General features: G+C 64.4%; 16 protein-coding genes. 7 read left to right on the forward strand and 9 right to left on the reverse strand.

The features are described 5' to 3' along the window. Positions 1-45 precede the first annotated feature (45 nt). The gene (locus tag PXJ20_RS19555) at positions 46-837 is read left to right on the forward strand and encodes an SDR family oxidoreductase (RefSeq protein WP_421031951.1); all 792 of its coding nucleotides are present in this window, start codon (positions 46-48) and stop codon (positions 835-837) included. Between the two features lie 94 nt (positions 838-931). Further along, positions 932-1,090, forward strand: coding sequence for a hypothetical protein (locus PXJ20_RS19560; RefSeq protein WP_421031952.1), 159 nt, complete (start codon positions 932-934; stop codon positions 1,088-1,090). Here the strand turns inward: PXJ20_RS19560 and PXJ20_RS19565 are convergent. Beyond that, positions 1,087-2,025, reverse strand: a complete 939-nt coding sequence (locus PXJ20_RS19565) for a LysR family transcriptional regulator (protein WP_421031953.1) — start codon at positions 2,023-2,025, stop codon at positions 1,087-1,089. The genes PXJ20_RS19560 and PXJ20_RS19565 overlap by 4 nt on opposite strands. A 150-nt stretch (positions 2,026-2,175) precedes the next feature. Here PXJ20_RS19565 and PXJ20_RS19570 point away from each other — a divergent pair, with 150 nt between their 5' ends. Continuing rightward, entirely contained in the window at positions 2,176-2,889 is a 714-nt protein-coding gene (locus PXJ20_RS19570) for an SDR family NAD(P)-dependent oxidoreductase (protein WP_421031954.1), read from the forward strand. Positions 2,890-2,946: 57 nt separating this feature from the next. Here the strand turns inward: PXJ20_RS19570 and PXJ20_RS19575 are convergent, their stop codons facing one another. Further along, entirely contained in the window at positions 2,947-4,056 is a 1,110-nt protein-coding gene (locus tag PXJ20_RS19575; protein WP_421031955.1) for a lysozyme inhibitor LprI family protein, read from the reverse strand. Positions 4,057-4,112: 56 nt separating this feature from the next. Next, positions 4,113-5,000 carry a LysR family transcriptional regulator gene (locus PXJ20_RS19580; RefSeq protein ID WP_421031956.1) on the reverse strand — a complete coding sequence of 296 codons (888 nt, stop codon included), beginning with the start codon at positions 4,998-5,000 and terminating at the stop codon, positions 4,113-4,115. Between the two features lie 168 nt (positions 5,001-5,168). Between PXJ20_RS19580 and PXJ20_RS19585 the strand changes: the two genes are divergently transcribed. The 3 genes from PXJ20_RS19585 (at position 5,169) to PXJ20_RS19595 (ending at position 9,383) form a co-directional block, all read left to right on the forward strand. Then, positions 5,169-6,695, forward strand: coding sequence for an MFS transporter (locus PXJ20_RS19585; RefSeq protein WP_421031957.1), 1,527 nt, complete (start codon positions 5,169-5,171; stop codon positions 6,693-6,695). Between the two features lie 225 nt (positions 6,696-6,920). Then, positions 6,921-7,940, forward strand: a complete 1,020-nt coding sequence (locus PXJ20_RS19590; RefSeq protein ID WP_421031958.1) for an MBL fold metallo-hydrolase — start codon at positions 6,921-6,923, stop codon at positions 7,938-7,940. A gap of 282 nt (positions 7,941-8,222) precedes the next feature. Further along, positions 8,223-9,383, forward strand: a complete 1,161-nt coding sequence (locus PXJ20_RS19595) for a glycoside hydrolase family 53 protein (protein ID WP_421031959.1) — start codon at positions 8,223-8,225, stop codon at positions 9,381-9,383. 51 nt (positions 9,384-9,434) lie between these two features. On the opposite strand, the gene PXJ20_RS19600 is transcribed toward PXJ20_RS19595, so the two are convergent. From PXJ20_RS19600 to PXJ20_RS19625, 6 genes are all read right to left on the reverse strand, one after another. Continuing rightward, a complete protein-coding gene (locus tag PXJ20_RS19600) occupies positions 9,435-10,772 on the reverse strand; it encodes a sugar efflux transporter (RefSeq protein ID WP_421031960.1) in 1,338 nt (445 codons plus the stop codon). A gap of 3 nt (positions 10,773-10,775) precedes the next feature. Then, positions 10,776-12,734 (reverse strand): beta-galactosidase, encoded by a 1,959-nt coding sequence (locus PXJ20_RS19605; protein WP_421031961.1) that lies wholly within the window; start codon positions 12,732-12,734, stop codon positions 10,776-10,778. Positions 12,735-12,794: 60 nt separating this feature from the next. Further along, positions 12,795-13,646, reverse strand: a complete 852-nt coding sequence (locus PXJ20_RS19610; RefSeq protein WP_017775174.1) for a carbohydrate ABC transporter permease — start codon at positions 13,644-13,646, stop codon at positions 12,795-12,797. Between the two features lie 10 nt (positions 13,647-13,656). Beyond that, on the reverse strand, positions 13,657-14,574 hold the full coding sequence (locus tag PXJ20_RS19615) for a carbohydrate ABC transporter permease (protein WP_421031962.1): 918 nt from the start codon (positions 14,572-14,574) through the stop codon (positions 13,657-13,659). Positions 14,575-14,638: 64 nt separating this feature from the next. After that, entirely contained in the window at positions 14,639-15,880 is a 1,242-nt protein-coding gene (locus PXJ20_RS19620; protein WP_421031963.1) for an ABC transporter substrate-binding protein, read from the reverse strand. A gap of 49 nt (positions 15,881-15,929) precedes the next feature. Then, positions 15,930-17,087 (reverse strand): ABC transporter ATP-binding protein, encoded by a 1,158-nt coding sequence (locus PXJ20_RS19625; RefSeq protein WP_421031964.1) that lies wholly within the window; start codon positions 17,085-17,087, stop codon positions 15,930-15,932. Positions 17,088-17,341: 254 nt separating this feature from the next. On the opposite strand from PXJ20_RS19625, the gene PXJ20_RS19630 reads away from it, so the two are divergent. Continuing rightward, entirely contained in the window at positions 17,342-18,367 is a 1,026-nt protein-coding gene (locus PXJ20_RS19630) for a LacI family DNA-binding transcriptional regulator (RefSeq protein ID WP_199540792.1), read from the forward strand. The last annotated feature ends 37 nt before the right edge of the window (positions 18,368-18,404 follow it).

An 18,404-nucleotide genomic window follows, 5' to 3' on the forward strand; every position in this document is an offset into this window, starting at 1 on the left:
GACGGGTTCTGTGGGGCAAGCAAAGATACTTCATTGGTGTGAGACATGAATACTTTCGAGCTACTGAAACCGGTGCCGGGCCTGCGCGTGCTCATTTCCGGCGCGGCGACCGGCATTGGCGCCGCCATTGCGGAGGCATTCACGCAAGCAGACGCGCAAGTCTATGTTTGCGACGTGAATACATCGGCTATCGAAAAAGCGAAAACGCGCAATCCGAAGCTTCACGTGGGTGTTGCGGACGTGAGCAGCCGTGAGCAGGTGGACAGCGTCATAGACGACGCGAGCAACAAACTGGGAGGACTCGACCTCCTAATCAACAATGCAGGCATTGCCGGGCCGACAGGCGAGGTGGAGTCGATTCAGCCGGAAGAATGGGAGCGAACCATTTCAACCAACCTCAACAGCCAGTACTACTTTCTGCGCAAGGCGGTGCCGCTGCTGAAAGAGACGTCGGACTGCCCCGGCATCATCGCGATGTCGTCGGTGGCGGGGCGATTGGGCTACGCGTTTCGTACACCGTATGCGTCGACGAAGTGGGCCATTGTCGGGCTCGTCAAATCGCTGGCTGTCGAATTGGGACCCAGCAACATCCGCGTCAATGCGATTTTGCCGGGCGTGGTGCAAGGCGAAAGAATGGACAGGGTGATCGCCGCGCGAGCCGAATCGACAGGCGTTTCGTTTGAGGAGATGAAAGCGCAGTACCTCAAAAAGATTTCGCTCCGGCGCATGGTGACCGTGGACGACATCGCTGCCCTGACGCTCTTTCTCGCGTCGCCGGCGGGCCGCAATATTTCAGGGCAGGCGATCAGTGTGGATGGCAATGTCGAGTATCTTTGACTGATTCGGATAACAGGACATTGTCGTTTTATGACATGGATAATTTAACGGACTGAATGACTGCGCGACTCGCGCTGATATCGCGAGAATATCGATGTCTAAAGAGAATGTTTATCAGATCGTAGAGGGCCGTCATGGGCGCTTTCTCGTCAATCCGCACAAGAAGATCGACTGGGGACGCTTGCCGCTGTCGCCCGGCAACTTTCGCACCGGCTTCAGCATTCAAAGGGGCGCACCCGATCTTCGGGCCTAATCCCGCCACAGTGCCTCCCGCTGCCGGCACACACCCAGCACGAGCTGCCGCAACCAGCGATGAACCGGGTCGGCCTCGAGCCTCGGATGCCACATCTGCGAGACTGTGATCGGTGCGGTTTCAACCGGAAGCTCGAACGTGTAGATCGCCTCGGGGGCCTGCGATTCGCCGTGCTCCAGTCGATTGCGCACGAACGACGCGGGCACCAACGCGATCAGATCGGAGGCACACGCAACGGCCAGCGCGGCCGGAAAGCCCGGCACCACGGCAACGACCCTTCTTTTCAGCCCTGACGCGGCAAGAGCGTCGTCCACCGGTCCAGTGCCTTGTCCACGGCGCGACGCAACGACGTGACCGAAGGCAACGTACCGTTCCGGGCTCACGTTGCGTTCGCGTTCGAGCGGATGCCCTTTCCTCACCACGGCAAGAAAGCGGTCGCGAAACAGCGCCTGCACGCGTACCTCCGGTCCCATTTCGCTCAGCACGCCGATCTCCAGATCGGCCAGACCTTCTCGTAAATGCAGCGCTGTTTTCTCTGCCTTGGGCGCAAAACGTATCTGCACGAGCGGCGCGATAGCTGTGACCGCCGTGATGAGCGGCGCGCCGAAGGCTTCCACGAAACCCTCGTTCGCGCGAATGGTGAAGGTGCGCTGCAACGTCGCGAAATCGGGTTCGGACGCGGAGGGGCGCAGTACCACGCGTGCCTCGTTCACCACATCGCGCGTGCGTTCGCGCAGCGCTTCTGCATGCGGCGTCAGCACCATGTTGCGACCCGCGCGAACCAGCAGCGGATCGCCCGTGGCCTCGCGCAGACGCGTCAGCGTGCGGCTCATGGCTGACGCGCTCAATCCCAGCCGGCGCGCAGCGCCCATCACGCTGCCTTCCGCGAGCAATACATCGAGTGCAACAAGCAGGTTCAGATCGGGTTCGGCCATGCGGGCTCCTGGCAGCGTGGGGCGAGACATCGCGTTTGGTGCATTTTATAAGTGCACGCGCCGCGTCTTCCGCCACGTGTGCGGCGCCCATATAGTGCTTGAGACGTCACTGATCAGCGCAATTCTGCTTTCACTCTCAGGGCACGACTCATGCAAGACTCGACGACAAAGACGACACAAAAGACGGTTCTTCTCATCGGCGCATCGCGCGGGCTGGGTTTCGCGATGGCGGAGGAATACCTCAGGCGCGGCTGGCATGTGATCGCGACAGGCCGGGCAGGCTCCATGGAACGGCTTCTGCAAGCGGCAGAAGCGTCGCACGGCGCGCTCGAAGTCGAGACAGTGGACATCACGATTGCCGGGCAGATCGAGGCGTTGCATCGTCGTCTCGATGGCCGGCAAGTGGACGTCCTGTTCGTGAATGCCGGAGTCAAGAACGACGACAGCGAAACGATCGCCGACGTTTCCACGGAAGAGTTCGTCCGCGTCATGGTGACGAACGCGTTGAGCCCGATGAGGGTGATCGAAGCGCTTCAGAATCTCGTGCGGCCCGCCGGAACGATAGGTGTCATGTCGTCAGGGCAGGGCAGTGTCACCAACAACGTGAACGGCAATTACGAGGTCTACCGTGGCAGCAAGGCCGCGCTCAACATGTTCATGCGCAGCTTCGCCGCACGCCACCAGCACGATGCGAGGACACTGTTGCTGATGGCGCCCGGCTGGGTACGAACAGACATGGGTGGCCCGCAGGCGCGCTTGAGTATCGAAGAGAGCATTCCGAATCTCGTCAGTACGATGGAGGCTTACGAAGGCCGTTCGGGATTGCATTACCTCGACTATCTCGGCAGGGTCGTGCCGTGGTGAGCGGTTGACGGCCGGAAGGCTTCTTTTGCTGCACGGCCAGCCGTGCCTCCCAACGCCTCACGGCATGATCCGCACGGGCACGGAATCGCTGCGACAGTCCTTGCGCTCCGATGCAAACAATTTCGGAAGCTCGCGTTTGTCGCCCGCGACATTGGTGTAGTAGCGCAGTTCGCTTTTGTTTTCGTCGATCAGATAAAGGAGCGCGGCCCACAGATGTCCGTGCTCGTCGTAGGCGATCGAAGCGTGGCTGTCGCACGCAATGCCGCGCACGAACATGCCGACGACGCTCACCGGTTTGCCGTTCAAGGTTGCGTGATCGGGCGTTCCAGCCACGTCGGCAGCATCGACGAACTTCGGGTAGTCGTCGCCCACCATGGCGCGAAACGCCTTGTCGAGTTCCGCGGAGGGCAGCACGGAGCGGGTCACCAGATCCGGCGCGACGTTCGGGTCGTGTTCCGCAGCCACGTACGTGCCGCCGTAGGTCACGTTGAGCCCTGCGCCGCAGGTGGCCGAATCGCCTTTCTGTTCCACCTGCAGGCGATTCAGTACGCGCCGGAAGGTGAGTTCGCATCCTTCCGTGTCGCTTGCGTCGTCGCCACGATAGCGTGCGGCATCGCTCGTCACGAGGCTGGCTTTGCCCGACAGTTCACCCGTATCCGCGCCAGCCGATGCGCTGAGGTCGAACGCGAACCCTCGCTTGCCGAGCTGACTGATGACGAGTTTCGACGGCGCATTGCCGTCGGCGTCAACGCGCCACCAGTTCCCGTTCCAGCGAAACGAGCGCCCGCCCGCTCGCAGCACGGTGGTGCGTTCGCTGTATTCGTACCGCAGGCAACTATCGTCATGGCAGCGGTTGCGCTCAGCGAGCCACGCGCGCTGGTCGGCCTTCCATGCGTCGGCGTCCTGCGTCGTGGCCAAGAGATGCGCGTATGCCTCGCTCATCTCGTGGTCCATGCGCGAGAGCGTTGGATCGGCGCAGAGTCGACGTTCCACTGCGGATGCTGCCTTCGAACAATCGAATCCCGCTGCTGCGGCCAGCGATGGCAGGACGAAGAGCACAAGAGCGGCCGCTATTGTTCGCGCACGTCGTGCATGTGCAAGAAAGGCGGCAACTGTGCCAACGGCGTTGTCGTGTTTCCCTTGAACGGGTTGGGACGTGTGTTGCATTCAATCTCCTACGAGGTGCATTGAGTTTTTCCTGACCGTACGATTTCGTTTCGCTGTCACGCCTCTACAAACAACCGCTCGCACATGAAGTCCACGAACACGCGCAACTTTGGCGACAGTTGCCGGCTGGAGGGCCAGAGAACCGAGAACTGGCCGGGCGGAATGGCGAGGTCGTCCAGCACGGTGACAAGCGAGCCGCATGCGAGCGCGTCGCGCACGAGGAAGTCCGGCACGAAGCCGATTCCGAAGCCTGCGATCACGGCGCCGCGCAGGGCCTCCATGTTGTTGCACGTCATCGACGTACGCAACCTGGGCGGCTCGTCGTCGTCGCCGAACGTCCAGGGCTGCAGCCGGCCGGTGGTGGGAAACCGGTAGCGCACGCAGTCGTGTGCGGCCAGTTCCGCGACCGTGCGCGGCTGGCCCATACGTGCCACGTATTCGGGCGAGGCGCACAGCACGAAGCGAAACGGGCCCAGCCGGCGCGACATCAGGCTCGAATCGGTGAGCAAGCCGCTGCGAATCACCGCGTCGAAACCGCCTTCCACGACGTCGACGATCCGGTCGTTGAAATCGAGATCGAGTTCGACGTCCGGATAGCGCGCGCTAAATGCGGGCAACACCGGCAGCAGAAAGCGGTAGCCGATTACGGGCAGGCTCACCCGCAACCGGCCGCGCGGTGTCTGCGCGGCCTTTGAGAGCATCGCTTCGGCGTCGCGCAATTCTTCGAGAATGCGATGGCAGCGCTCGTGAAAGTGCTGCCCTTCGTGCGTCAGGCTCACGCGGCGTGTGGTGCGGTGAAAGAGCCGCACGCCGAGCGACGCCTCCAGCTTCGCAATGGCCTTGCCGACCGCGGACGCGGAAATGCCGAGCTTGCGCCCCGCCTCCACGAAGCTGAGCGTTTCCGCGGTTCGTACGAATGCGACGATGCCGTTCAAGTTGTCCATGCCGGTTCGACTCCCGATGGGCCGTTTCCATTGCGGAATGCCGCTCCGCAATTTACGGAACGGTGCCTTGTTTTTCGCCGATTGAATCCGGATTATCGTTCGTCGCTCAGCCGGATGCATAGCGTCGCGGTATGTCGCGATGTGCCGGCATTCCATGAGGAATCGACGATGGATACCACCTGCTCTTCCGGTCTCGCGAGGCGCACCGTCGTGCTGGCCGCCGTCTGCGTTGCCGCGCTCGCCATGCCGCTATCGTTTTCCGCGGGCGCGGTCGCAACGCCCGCGATCGGTCTCGACCTCGGCGGCAGCCCGGCCGCAATGAACTGGATCACCAACGCGTTCATGCTCACGTTCGGCAGCCTGCTGATGGCCGCCGGTACGCTTGCGGACCGGTTCGGACGCAAACGGCTTTTCGCCTGCGGCGTGGCCGGTTTCACACTGAGTTCGCTTGCGCTTGGCTTCGCGCCTTCGGTGCTCGCGGTCGATCTGCTGCGCGCGGCGCAGGGCGTGGCCGCTGCGGCGACGCTCGCGGGCGGCACCGCGGCGCTGGCTCAGGAGTTCGACGGCCACGCGCGTACCCGTGCGTTCAGCCTGCTGGGCACCACGTTCGGCATTGGCCTTGCGTTCGGGCCGGTGCTTGCGGGCTGGCTGATCGCGGCGTTCGGCTGGCGCGCGATCTTCTCGACAGGCGCGCTTGCCGGCGTGCTGTCGCTGACGTTCGGCGTTCCGCGCATGCACGAGTCGCGCGATCCTCACGCACGCCAGGTCGATTGGGCCGGCACCATGACGTTCACGGCCGCGCTGGCGTGCTTCACGTATGGCGTGATCGAAGCGCCGTCGAGCGCCTGGATGTCGACGCCTGTCGTCTCGTCGCTCAGTGCGTCTGTTGCGTTCGCAGTGGCGTTCGTCATCGTCGAGCTGCGAAGCGAGCGGCCGATGCTCGACGTGTCGCTGTTTCGCTATCCGCGCTTCGTCGGCGTGCAGGTCTTGCCCATCGCGACGTGTTATTGCTACATCGTGCTGCTCGTCGTGCTGCCTTTGCGCTTCATCGGCATCGAAGGCTACGACGCGATTCAAGCCGGCTGGCTGATGCTCGCGTTGTCGGCGCCCATGCTGGTGGTGCCGTTCATCGCCGCGACGCTCACGCGCTGGATGTCGGCGGGCGCCATTTCGGGGCTCGGGCTCCTGATCGCGGCGGCGGGGCTGCATGCGCTAGCCGGCGGGCTGCGCACAGGCACCGGGCTGGCCGCCATCACACCGATGATCGCAATCGGCGTAGGGGCCGCGCTGCCGTGGGGGCTGATGGACGGGTTATCGGTCAGCGTGGTGCCGAAGTCGCGAGCGGGGATGGCAACGGGCATCTTCAGCACTACGCGTGTGGCCGGCGAGGGTGTCGCGCTCGCCATCGTCAATGCGCTGCTCGCCGCACTCGCGCAGCGCAGTCTGCACGCGGCTGCGCCAGCGGTGGCGCCCGGCACCCTCAACGAGGCCGCCGCGCGGCTCGCGACAGGCGACCTTGCACACGCGGCGGCGAAGCTGCCCGAGATCGCGCAGGCGACGCTTCACGCAGCCTACGATTCGGCGTTCGATCAGCTTCTCGACGGCCTGACGCTCATCACGCTGCTCAGTGCGCTCGCGGTGTTTGCGTTTCTGGGCAGAGTCCGCGCGCAAGACGAACCGGTGACGGCCAAATAGCGCGACGCTCTCGCCGTCTGTCAGCCGCCCATTGAACGGATGCTGAATAGTTCTGAAGACGGGGCGAGCCATCTGCCGGTGAAGAGCCGCCAACCATGCGCTGTGCTTGCTGTCAAAGGGGGCGTTCAGAACGCTTAATTTCGCGTCCGCGTGAGCGGCAACCATAATCGATGGCGTCGATAGCGGGAAATCGCATTCCTTCACTTCTTTCCAGCCCTTCACGCCATGAAGACGTCTCTTACGCCTGTAAGCCGCGTTCCGTTATTCCGTGCATTCGCCTCGTTCGCGGTGCTTGCCGCCGCGGTGATGCTGTCGCTTCTGCATGCGTCGTCCGCGCACGCCGCTGCGCCTCAGGTCCGCACACAGGCGCCCGGCTTCTATCGCATGATGCTGGGCTCGTACGAAGTCACTGCGCTGCTCGACGGAACGCACGACTTTCCCGTGGAAACCGTGATGACGAACGTCTCGCGCACGGATACCGATCACGACCTCGCCAGCGACGATCTCTCGCTGCCCGTGCAGGGTTCGATCAACGCGTTTCTCATCAATACCGGCAGCCAGCTCGTGCTGATCGATACGGGCGCGGGCGTGCTGTATGGCGATTGTTGCGGGCACCTGCTCGCGAACCTGCGTGCAGCGGGCTACCGCCCCGAGCAGGTCGACCTCGTGCTGCTCACGCATATGCATAAGGATCATGTGGGCGGCGTGATGCTTGATGGGCAGCGCGCTTTTCCGAATGCAGTCGTGCGTGCGTCGCGCCGCGAGGCCGACTACTGGCTCGACGCGAACAACAAACGCACGGCGCCGGCCTTCCTGAGTTCGTTCTTCGACGCGGCCGCGCAGTCCGTTGCTCCGTACTTTGCCGCGGGACGCTTCCAGCCGTTCGATGGCGACGCCACGCTTGCGCCGGGCATCCGCGCGCTCGCGGCGCCCGGCCATACGCCGGGCCACACCGCCTACGTGGTGCAAAGCGGGAAAGAGACGATGCTCGTGTGGGGCGACGTCATCCACGTTGCTTCGATCCAACTGCGCGACCCCGCCGCGACGGTCGAATACGATTCGGACGCGACCGCCGCACAACAGACGCGGCACGATGTGCTCGCGCTTGCGGCGCAGCGACATTATGTGATCGGCGCGGCGCACATCGCGTTTCCGGGTTTGGGCCACGTAAGTCCGGACGGTGCGGGCTACCGATGGATTCCGTTGAACTACGACGGGGATCCGGCAAAGCATATGGCGCAGTGAGTATGCAGACGATCCGCGTGTCGGCCACCGGCACGCCAGGCATGCCACGTGTATGTCGTCGGAGCGCGCGCCGACCTTCATGCCGCATGTGTGCGCTGTGCCATCCCGGCCGGCTCAGGGCCGTAGCCGCGCGGCCACATAGTGAACCTGCGCCGCCATCTTTGCCTCTCAGGACGTCCTTTTGATAGCCTTGGCAGGCAGTTCGCCGTCCAGAAATTTAAGCGCTTAAATTCGGCGACTGTCCCATCGGATCTGTCATGCAGGACAACTGGAGGAAGACACATGAAGAGAAGATCGATGCTGTCGTGGATGGCCGCCACCGCGGCGCTCGCGGGCTTCGACGCCGCGGTGCCGCGTCTTGCCGGCGCGGCGCAAAGCAGCGCGTCACAGGCGGTTCGGCCTTTCGCCATGGGCGCTGACGTCTCGACGCTGCTCGAACTCGAAGACCACGGCGCCCGCTATTACGACCACGGCGCGGCGCAGAACTGTCTGCTGATTCTGCGTCGGCACGGCGTAGATTCGATTCGCCTCAAGGTGTGGAACGATCCGGGCAATCCGGCGTTTTACCCCGCGAATCAAAGCTCGCCTGCGGGCTACAACAATGCGCAACACGTTTGCGTTCTGGCGCGCCGCGCGGCCGCGCTGGGCATGCGGATTCTCATCGACTTCCACTACAGCGACTGGTGGGCCGACCCCGGCAAGCAATACCCGCCGCACGCGTGGGTGGGCAAGAGTCTGGCCGAGACGTGCGATCTGTTGTCGGCCTACACGTCCGACGTGCTGCGCATGCTGCGGGCGGTGGGCGTGCGGCCCGAGTGGGTGCAGATCGGCAACGAGATCACGGGTGGTATGCTCTGGCCGCTCGGCAAATACGATCAGTGGGACAACCTCGCCCAATTGCTGAAGGCCGGGCACGACGCGGTGAAGTCCGTGGACGAGCGCATTCAGGTCATGCTGCATCTCGACAGCGGCGGCAACAATGCGACGAGCCGCTGGTGGTTCGACAGCGCCACGCAGCGTGGCGTGACCTTCGACCTGATCGGGCTTTCGTATTACCCGCAGTGGCAGGGCACGCTGGATGCACTCGGCGCCAACCTGAACGACCTCAGCGCGCGTTACGGCAAAGACGTGATGGTGGTGGAAACGGCGTATCCGTGGACGACGAGCGATGGTGATTCCGAACCGAACTCGATGACCAACACGGGCTCGGTCAACTATCCGCCCACGCCGGAAGGGCAGGCGCAGTTCGTGGGCGCGCTCGTCGATCTCGTCAAGGCGGTGCCCGGCCATCGCGGCAAGGGCGTGTTCTGGTGGGAGCCGGAGTGGACGCCGGTGCCGGGCGTGGGCTGGAAAGTGGGTGCCGGCGATCAGTGGGACAACAACACGCTGTTCGACTTCCACGGCAATGCGCTTTCGTCGCTGAACGCGTTCCGCGCGCGGTAGGCCGTGGAAGGCGGCCGCGGGTAGCCGCAGGTCGCCGCAGTTAGTGGCCGGTCAGTCCTCGCGCGTGGCTTGCCGCCGCGAGGGCACCAGAAGCCAAAGCCTTCGCGCGACAGCGCGCACGGAGCGCAGTGGCTGCCGCTCGAGCAGTTGTCGCACGGGCAAGTCGCCGGCGGCAAGCAGCACGAGCGCGCAGAGCGTGAGCGCCGCGCACATCAGAAACGCCGCACGGTAACCGAGGGTGCCGACGATCGTTCCCGAAAGCACGCCCGAAAGAATGGAACCCACACGCGCCGCGTTGAAGAAGAGCGCGGTGGCGGCGCCCGTCTGCCGCGGCATGAGGTCCTGGATGTAGGTCATGCCGAGGCACGACGTGATCGCCACAACGGCCGCGCTCAAGACCTGCAGCGGCACGACCATGCCGGGTCTCGACGCCGCCGCGAGCGCGACGAAGTACAGCGTATGAAGCACGGCGGCCGCCGTGAGCCAGCGCGGCTTCGAAAGCTGCGGCGATTTCGCGCCGAGCCACAGCATCATCGGTATTTCGAGCAGTGCGCCGAGACCCAATGCCGCCGAGACTTCGAGCCGCGTGCCGTTCAAGCCGTGCACGATGAAAAGCGGCAGCACGATCATGGTCGCGTTCGCGGCGAGACCAATCAGCGTGAGCGCGAGCAGGGCGCGGATGATGACGTCCGGGCCAGCCGGTTGCGCCGCGGCGTGCGTTTTGCTTGCGTCGGCGGCTGCGTGCGGCGCGTCGTGCTCCACCGCCGCCTCGCCTTCGCGCAGCGTGACACGGTGCCGTGCCGTGGCAATCTCGGGAATGCGGAATACGAGTACGGCGCTGGCCGCGAAGCTCGCCGCCGCGAAGGCGAACAGCCCGAGGAAACCGGTCTGCGCGAGAATCAGCGCGCCCACGGCCGGGCCGAACACCCACGCGGCGGACAGCAGCGTACGCAAGGCGGCCAGGGCGAAATCGGCCTGCGCTGAATCGTCGAGCGGCAGCACGGAACGGCCGAACGCAAACACCTGCGAAAGCGAGGCCGCGCCCGTGCCGAGCAACGCCACGCCAATCACGATGAGCGCCGTGTAGTCGCGCACGAAGCACAGGCCAAGGTAGCCGAGCGCCGCGGCCACGAGCGAGCCGATCAACGGCACGCGGTGCTTGCCGCGCCGGTCCGACCATCGGCCCGCGGCGGTGCTCGCCACCACGCCGCTTGCCGAAATGAGCGTCATGAAGAGGCCGAGCCGCAACGGCGACATGCCCGCTTCTTCGATACCGAAGAGCGACAGATACGGCGCCGTAAACGACAACGCCACGCCGAGCAACAGCATGGCGACTGCAAGCGGTACGAAGTGCGGAATCCGCGTCAGGCGGACAAAGCGCGAGCGCAACGGTCAATCGTCCTCGATCCAGGCGGCGACGCCGACAGGTTCCACCTGCGGGCCGCCCAGCACGAAACGCGCGCCGTGCGGGGCGGGTACGGCGTGCGGTTCGTCGCTGTAGTTGATGGCGAATCGGAGCGGTCCGCGCGTGCGCAACCGCAATCCTTCGGGCAGCAGTATGGACTCGATGCCCGCATCGCGCACGCAGCGTGCCACGATGGCGCGCAGCATAGCCTGATCGAAGCACGCCGTCACGAGGTTCACGCGGCCGTGGCGCAGCAGCGCCGGCACGCCGTCGTCGAACCGGGCGAGCACGTCGGCGCCGGTGCCGGGCTGGGCATGGTCGCGCCAGCGCAGCCCGTGTCCCTTGGCGCCTTCGAAGCGAATGGCGGGGCGAATGGACGGCCGCAGCGATTCGACTTCCGCAATGCGAACGGGCAGCACGCCTTGCAGCTTGCCGGGCGGCAACTCGGGCGCAATGGCAAAGCTGCCGGTCTTCGAGCCTGTGCGGGGCCCGAAAATCCAGTGGCTCGCGCCGCGTTCGATCTGCGCGATCACGCTGTCCGGCAGGATCGGCAAGGTTGGGGCGACAACGAGCCGGTAGTCGGCAACGTCGGCATGCGCGGACACGATATCGACGTCGAGGCCCAGCGAACGCAACGCGCTGTACCACTCGAACACGTGATGCTGATAGTCGAAGTCCGCGCCGTGCGGTTGCGCGGCCACCATCCAGTCCGCCTCGTAATCGAACAGCAGCGCGACGGGTGCGTGCTTCTTCACGTCATGCGGTGAGCCGAGCGCTCGCAATTCTTCCCCCACCTGTGCTACTTCGCGACCGCCTTGCGAGAGCGTGTTGTCGGGTGCATGAAGGCCCGAGTGCATCTGTTCCTGTGCATAGGGGCACTGGCGCCAGCGGAAGTACGAGACCAGTTCCGCGCCGTGCGCGAAGGCTTCCCAGGTCCAGAGCCGCACCGCGCCCGGCTGCGGCACCGGGTTCCAGGGCGCCCAGTTGACGGGCCCCGCCTGCTGCTCCATGACCCACATGCGGCCTTTGCCGATGCCGCGATAGAGATCGTGGCTGAACGCCGACACATCGGGATGCCCGGTGCGGGCCCAGCGGTGCTTGTCTGCCTCCGCGAGCGGCAGCACCTCTGTGCGCGGCACGGGGTAGCTGTCCCAGGCGGCGACGTCGAGACCATGACGCGCGAACACGTAGTGATCGAACGCCGTGAAGAAGCCCATGAAGTTGTGCAGCAGATCGCGCCCCGGCGCATGGGCGCGAATGAGTTCGGCCTGCAACGCGTGGAAGCTGGCCACTTCGTCGGACTGAAAGCGGCGAAAGTCGAGTACGTGCGACGGATTGAGATCCGTGGGTGTGCACTGCGGCAGCTCGATCTCGTCGAAGTGCCGGTATTCCATGCTCCAGAACACGTTCCCCCATGCCGTGTTCAGCGCACCGATCGTCTCGTAGCGGCCGGCAAGCCACTGTCGAAAGCGTTGCAGGGCCGCCTGCGTGTAGGTGGGCACAGTGTTGTGACAGCCCAGTTCGTTGTCCGTCTGCCAGGCCACCACGGCGGGGTGATCGCCGTAGCGCCGCACCATTTCGCCGACAATGCGCGCGCAGTGCTCGCGATAGATCGGGCTCGATAGGTCGTAGTGACGCCGCGAGCCGAATTGCATCACGGTACCGTCGCGCGTCACAGGCAGAATCTCCGGATGCTGGTCCACGAGCCACTTCGGCGGTGAGGCCGTCGGCGTGCCGAGCACGATTTTCAGGCCGTGGCGCGCGAGCGTTTCGATGGCGTCGTCGAGCCATGCCCACTCGTAACGTCCCGGCTCCGGTTCCATGCGGCTCCATGCGAATTCGGCGATCCGCACGCGCGCAATGCCAAGCTCCGCCATGCGCCGCGCGTCGCTCTCCCATTGGTGCGCTGGCCAGTGTTCCGGGTAGTAACAGACGCCGAGTTGCATTGAAGTCGTTCCTTGCATCGTTGTTGAGTGGTTATGCGGCAAGAGCTTGCCGTTCGCGTGTCAGCCCTTGGTCGCGCCGAACGTAAGGCCTGCCACGAAGTGCTTCTGCATGGCGAAGAACATCGCCACCGAAGGCAGCGCCGCAAGCACGGAACCGGCGGAGACGAGGTTCCATGCCGTGGTCCATTGCCCGCGCAGCGCAGCGACGCCCACGGTGATGGGCGCGGCGTCGTCGCCTTGCGTGAGGCACAGCGCCCAGAAGTAGTCGTTCCAGACGAACGTGAAAACAAGAATCGCCAGCGCGGCAAGCGCGGGCCGGACGAGCGGCAGCACCACGCGCATGTAGATGCTCCATTCGCTCGCGCCCTCGATGCGGGCCGCTTCGATCAACTCGTACGGCAGTTCGCGAATGAAGTTGCGCAGAAAGAGCGTGCAGAAGCCGGTCTGAAACGCGGCGTGAAAGAGCACGAGCGCCCACACCGTGTTGTAGAGATTCAGCCCGAGCATCAATTCGCGCACCGGAATCATCAGGATCTGGATGGGCACGAAATTGCCCGCTACGAAAAGCCCCAGCAGCACGGCGTTGCCGCGAAAGCGGTAGTTCGCCAGCGCATGGCCCGCCATCGAGGCGAGAAAGATCGACACCGCCGCAGCGGGCAGCGTAATCAGGCAGCTGTTCCAGAAGTAGTGGAGCATTGGCGTCTGCGTGAGCGCCGTGCCGTAGTTTTCGAAGAAGGCGAAATGCTTCGGCCAGCCCCAGTAGTTGCCTGCGGAAAGCTCGTCGGTGGAGCGCACCGAAGTCACGAGCACTGCGATGAGCGGCACGAGCCAGAGCAGCAGCGCAACCGGCAGCGAGAGGCGATAGATGAAACGCGGCGCGGGACGCCACCGTTGCACGGGCATCGGATACATGGCGGATTCCTTACGATTCGACGCGCACGAGGCGGCGCAGTTGCCAGACGATGTAGACGAGCATGATCGCGAAGAGCACCACGGCGATGGCCGCCGAATAGCCTTCGCGGTAGTACTTGATGGCCTGGTCGTACATGAAGTACGCGAGCACGGTGGAACTGTCGAAGGGTCCGCCGCCGCTCATCACGGAAATGAGGTCGAAGCTGCGCAGCGCGCCGATCACGGTGAGCATCACGGCCATGAAGGTGGCGGGCCGCAATTGCGGCAGGATAATGTGCCACAGCAGCGTGAAGCCACGCGCGCCTTCCATGCGCGCAGCCTCGATGATCTCGCTGTTGATGCCGGTGAGCCCCGTGAGATAAAGAATCATGCAGAACGGTATCTGCGGCCACAGCGCGGCGAAGATGATGCCGTAGGTGACGTAGTGCGGATCGCCCAGCACAGGAATGCCGTGCCCCACGATCAGTTTGAGCAGGCCGAACGTGGGGTCGTAGAACCAGGAGAACACGAGACCCACCACGACGCCCGGCAATACGAACGGCGCGAAGAACAGCGACTTCACAAGCCGGATGCCGAACACGTTCTGATTCAGATACAGCGCAAGCGCGAGTCCCGCGGGCGGCGCGAGCAGAAACAGCACGAGCCAGATCAGATTGTTCTTGAGCGCCACGTAGAACGTGTCTGACGCGAACAGCTCGCGGTAATTGTCGAGCCCGGCGAAGCTCTTCGCCGTCATGCCGTCCCAGTGGTGAAAACTGAGACTGATGCTGCTCGCAATCGGATAGATGACGAACACGGCGAAGAGCGCGAAGCCGGGCAGCAGGAACAGCAGTGCGGCACGCGTGCGCCGCCGGCTGAGCGGCACCGGCTTGCGCGCGGCGGAGCGTGGCGCTTGAGAACGCGCCCGATGAATGGCGGTAAGCGACATGAGTGAGATTCCAGCGGTTCATGAACGGAGCGATGCGCGCATCGCTCCGCCGGTTGCTGCGCGGCTACTTCTTGTAGATGCGCTTGCGCGTGGCTTCGAGCCGCTGCAAGATCGAATCGATCTGCGTCGGGTCGGAGAAGAACTGCTGCATGGCCTTCATGCCTTCGTCGGCCATTTCCTTCGTCATGTCGCGGTCGTAGAACTGCGCGATGCCGCCCGTCGTGCTGGAGAGGGTCTGGAAACCGACCTTCGAGATGGGGTCCTGCGGCTCGGGCGCCTTGTTGTTCGACGGCAGCTGGCCCCAGCCCTTCGCGAGTTCGCCGTTGATTTGCGGCGTGCCCATGAAGGCGAGCAGGCGCCGGGCATCGGCCTTGTTCTTCGCTTTCGCGGGCACGATCAGCACGTTGACGGGACCGTCTTCGGCCACAGGCACCGAGGCATCGATCACGGGGAAGCGGAAATAGCCCATCTCGTTGCGCGTGGCCGCGGGCAAGCCGGCGGAGAAGAAGGTGCCCATCAGCATCATGGCGGCCTGGCCGTTCACGAGCAGCGGGCCAACCGAATCGACGTCGTACGAGAGTGCGTTGTCGATGAAGTACTTGTTGTCGATCAGCGTCTTCCACGCTTCGTACACGTGCTTCACGCGCGGGTCCGTATAAGCGACGTCGCCGGCCATCAACTGCTGGTGAAACGCGTATCCGTTGATGCGCAGGTCGAGGTAGTCGAACCACGCGGCAAGCGTCCACGAGTCGCGTGCGGCCACGGCGATGGGCGCCACGCCCGCGGCCTTCAGCTTGCGGCAGTCTTCGAGAAACTGTGCCCAGCTTGCGGGCTCGCCTGAAATGCCGGCCTTCTGGAACAGGTCCTTGCGATAGAAGAAACCGTAGGCGTCGTAGCCGAGCGGCAGGCTGTACTGCTTGCCGGCATAACTCGACGACTGCTTGACCGAGGCATAGGTCTGGTTCCAGTCGTTTTTCTGCCAGTCGCTGCTGAGGTCTGCGAGCAGGCCGCGCTTCGCGAAGTACGCCATGCGCTCGCCGTTGTGCCAGCTCAGTACGTCGGGTGGGTCGGTGGCGAGCCAGCCGGAAATCTGCACCTTGTAGGCTTCTTCGCCCACGTAGGTCACCTTCAGGTCGATATCGGGATTGGCCTTCCTGAATTGATCGAAGGCTTCCTGCCAGGTCGCGCGCTGATTGCCGCGCGCCGAAACGTTGACGGTGAGCGTGCCTGCATCAGCCACCGTAGCTGCTGTGAAAGCAGCGCCGGCGAGGCAGGCCAGTGCGAGCGCACGTGCGTTGAGCTTCATCTCGTTGTCTCCTTCAGTTGGTGTGTTTTACGTGTGGACGGCTTTTCTCTTACGCGACGGCCAGCACCTCACGGCTCTGCAAAACGGCTTTGCCTGCTGCGTCGAACAAATGGCACAAGCCCTCGGGTAAATGGAACGATTGCCGGTCGCCTTCACGCAGCGGCGACGTGCCCGGCGACTTCGCGAGCAACGGCGTGCCGCCCGGCTGGTCGAGATGCACGTAAGCAGCCTCGCCCAGTTGTTCGACGAGCAGCACCGTGCGCGTGATCGTGCCGGCCTGCGCGGCGTCGCGCGGCGGCATGGGCGAAAGGTGCTCGGGGCGGATGCCCAGCGTGACGCGTTCGCCTGCGGCGAGCGTTCGTTGCGGCCTGCGATCGTGCAGCGTGACAGCCTCGCCGCTGGCGTCGAGACGCAGTTCGATGGTGTCGCCGTGCGCCGCGGCAATCGTGGCGGGCAGGAAGTTCATGCGCGGCGAGCCGATGAAGCCGGCCACGAAAAGGCTGGCGGGGCGATGGTAGAGATCGAGCGGCGCGCCGATCTGCGCGATGCTGCCTTCGCGCGCCACGTCTTCGCCGGAGCGCAGCAGCACGATCTTGTCGGCGAGCGTCATGGCTTCCACCTGATCGTGCGTTACGTAGACCGAGCTGGCTTCGCGAAAGCGCCCGTGCAACCGGGCGATTTCGATGCGCGTCTGTCCGCGCAGGGCTGCATCGAGATTCGAGAGCGGTTCGTCGAAGAGGAACACTTTCGGCTCGCGCACGATGGCGCGGCCAATGGCAACACGCTGGCGCTGTCCACCCGAAAGCTGCTTCGGGCGACGCTCCAGCAGTTCTTCGAGTTGCAGCACGCGCGCAGCTTCCTGCACGCGGCGGTGAATTTCGTCCTTCGGCGTGCCTGCAATGCGCAGGCCGAAACCGATGTTGTCGAACACCGTCATGTGGGGAAAAAGCGCATAGCTCTGGAACACCATCGCGACTCCGCGTTCCGCGGGCGGCGTGTCGTTCATGCGCTCGCCGCCGATCAGGAGTTCGCCCGTGGTGAGCTCTTCGAGCCCCGCGATGATGCGCAGCAGCGTGGACTTTCCGCAGCCGGACGGCCCGAGGAACACACAGAACTCGTGGTCGCCGATGTCGAGGTTGACGTCCTGTAAGACGGGCCGGTGCTGGCCGTACTGCTTCGAGACATGGCGCAGCGAGATGGTGGTCATCGCTTGCTCCCGGACAGCGGGGCGCGGCGCTGCATCGAATAACTCGCGCAATTTGCGCTGCGATTTAAGCGCTTAAATTTTTGTGTTGCAAAGTCCAGCAGCGGCCGTACCATGTCGTCTCCTGCAAGTCGTTGTGGAGCAGAACTTAGCGCAGCGATTTCAGCGGTGCAACTTTTTGAAACGCCATCCCAGCATATGAGTAACGCTATGACCACGTGCGTGGCGCGATTTCCCGAGCGTGGAGCGCGCACGCGATGGTGACCCTGGCCGAAGTCGCGCGGCGCGCGAAAGTAACCGGCGCGACCGTGTCCAACGTGTTGCGCAATCCGCAGAAGGTGAAGCCCGAAACCGTCGAACGCGTGATGGCCGCCATCCGCGAACTCGGCTACCGGCCGAATCTCACCGCGCGTGCGTTGGCGCAGGGCCGTACGTCCACGCTCGCGCTCATGCTGTCCAACATCGCCAATCCGTTCTACCCCGAGTTCGTGCTCGCGGCCGAACGCGAGGCGCGCAAGCGCGGCTATTTCCTGCTGGTCTGTAATACCGACGACGACCCCGCCATCACGCGCGCCTACCTCGACCAGATTGCGGGCACGCTCGCCGCCGGCGTGATCGTGATGAACACAGACCTCGCCGAGCGCGAATTGATCGAAGTGGCGGGGCGCGGCGCGGCCGTGGTGCTATGCATGTGGGAGCACGTGCAGCCCTCGCGCGCGTTGCCCTGCGTGACGGTCGACTTCGCCGCGGCGGGTGCGCTCGCCGCCGGCCACCTCTCGGAACTCGGGCACCGCAAGTTCGGCGCGCTCGTGGGGGAGGGGTCCGGTGGCCCGCAAACGGTGCGCGTGGCGGGCTTCGAAAGCGGACTCGCGGCGCGCGGTCATGCGGCGAAGTCGCTTTTCGTGGCGCGCACGCGCGATTCGATCGAGGGCGGCTACGAAGCCGCCATGGCGCTGCTGCGCAAGCACCCCGCGGTGACCGCGCTCTTTGCGACGAACGACTTGATGGCCATCGGCGCAATGCAGGCCGCGGCGGATCTCGGCAAACGCGTGCCCAACGACCTTTCCGTGATCGGCATCACGGATATCCAGCTTTCCCACCAGTTCCGCCCGGCGCTCACCACCGTGCGTTTTCCGACCGCGGAGATCGCCGCGCGCTCCATTACGCTCGCGCTCGAAATGGTGGAAGGCACGGCGCCGACGCAGGAAATGTACGCAGTGCGCGGCCCCGAACTCGTGGTGCGCGAATCGACGGGGCCCGCGCCATCGCGGCGACGCAGTTGAGGCGGCACGGTTGAGGCGGCTTTTATCCGCATCGCTA

It is taken from the genome of Paraburkholderia sp. A1RI_3L, assembly GCF_048957895.1.
Lineage (GTDB): Bacteria > Pseudomonadota > Gammaproteobacteria > Burkholderiales > Burkholderiaceae > Paraburkholderia > Paraburkholderia kururiensis.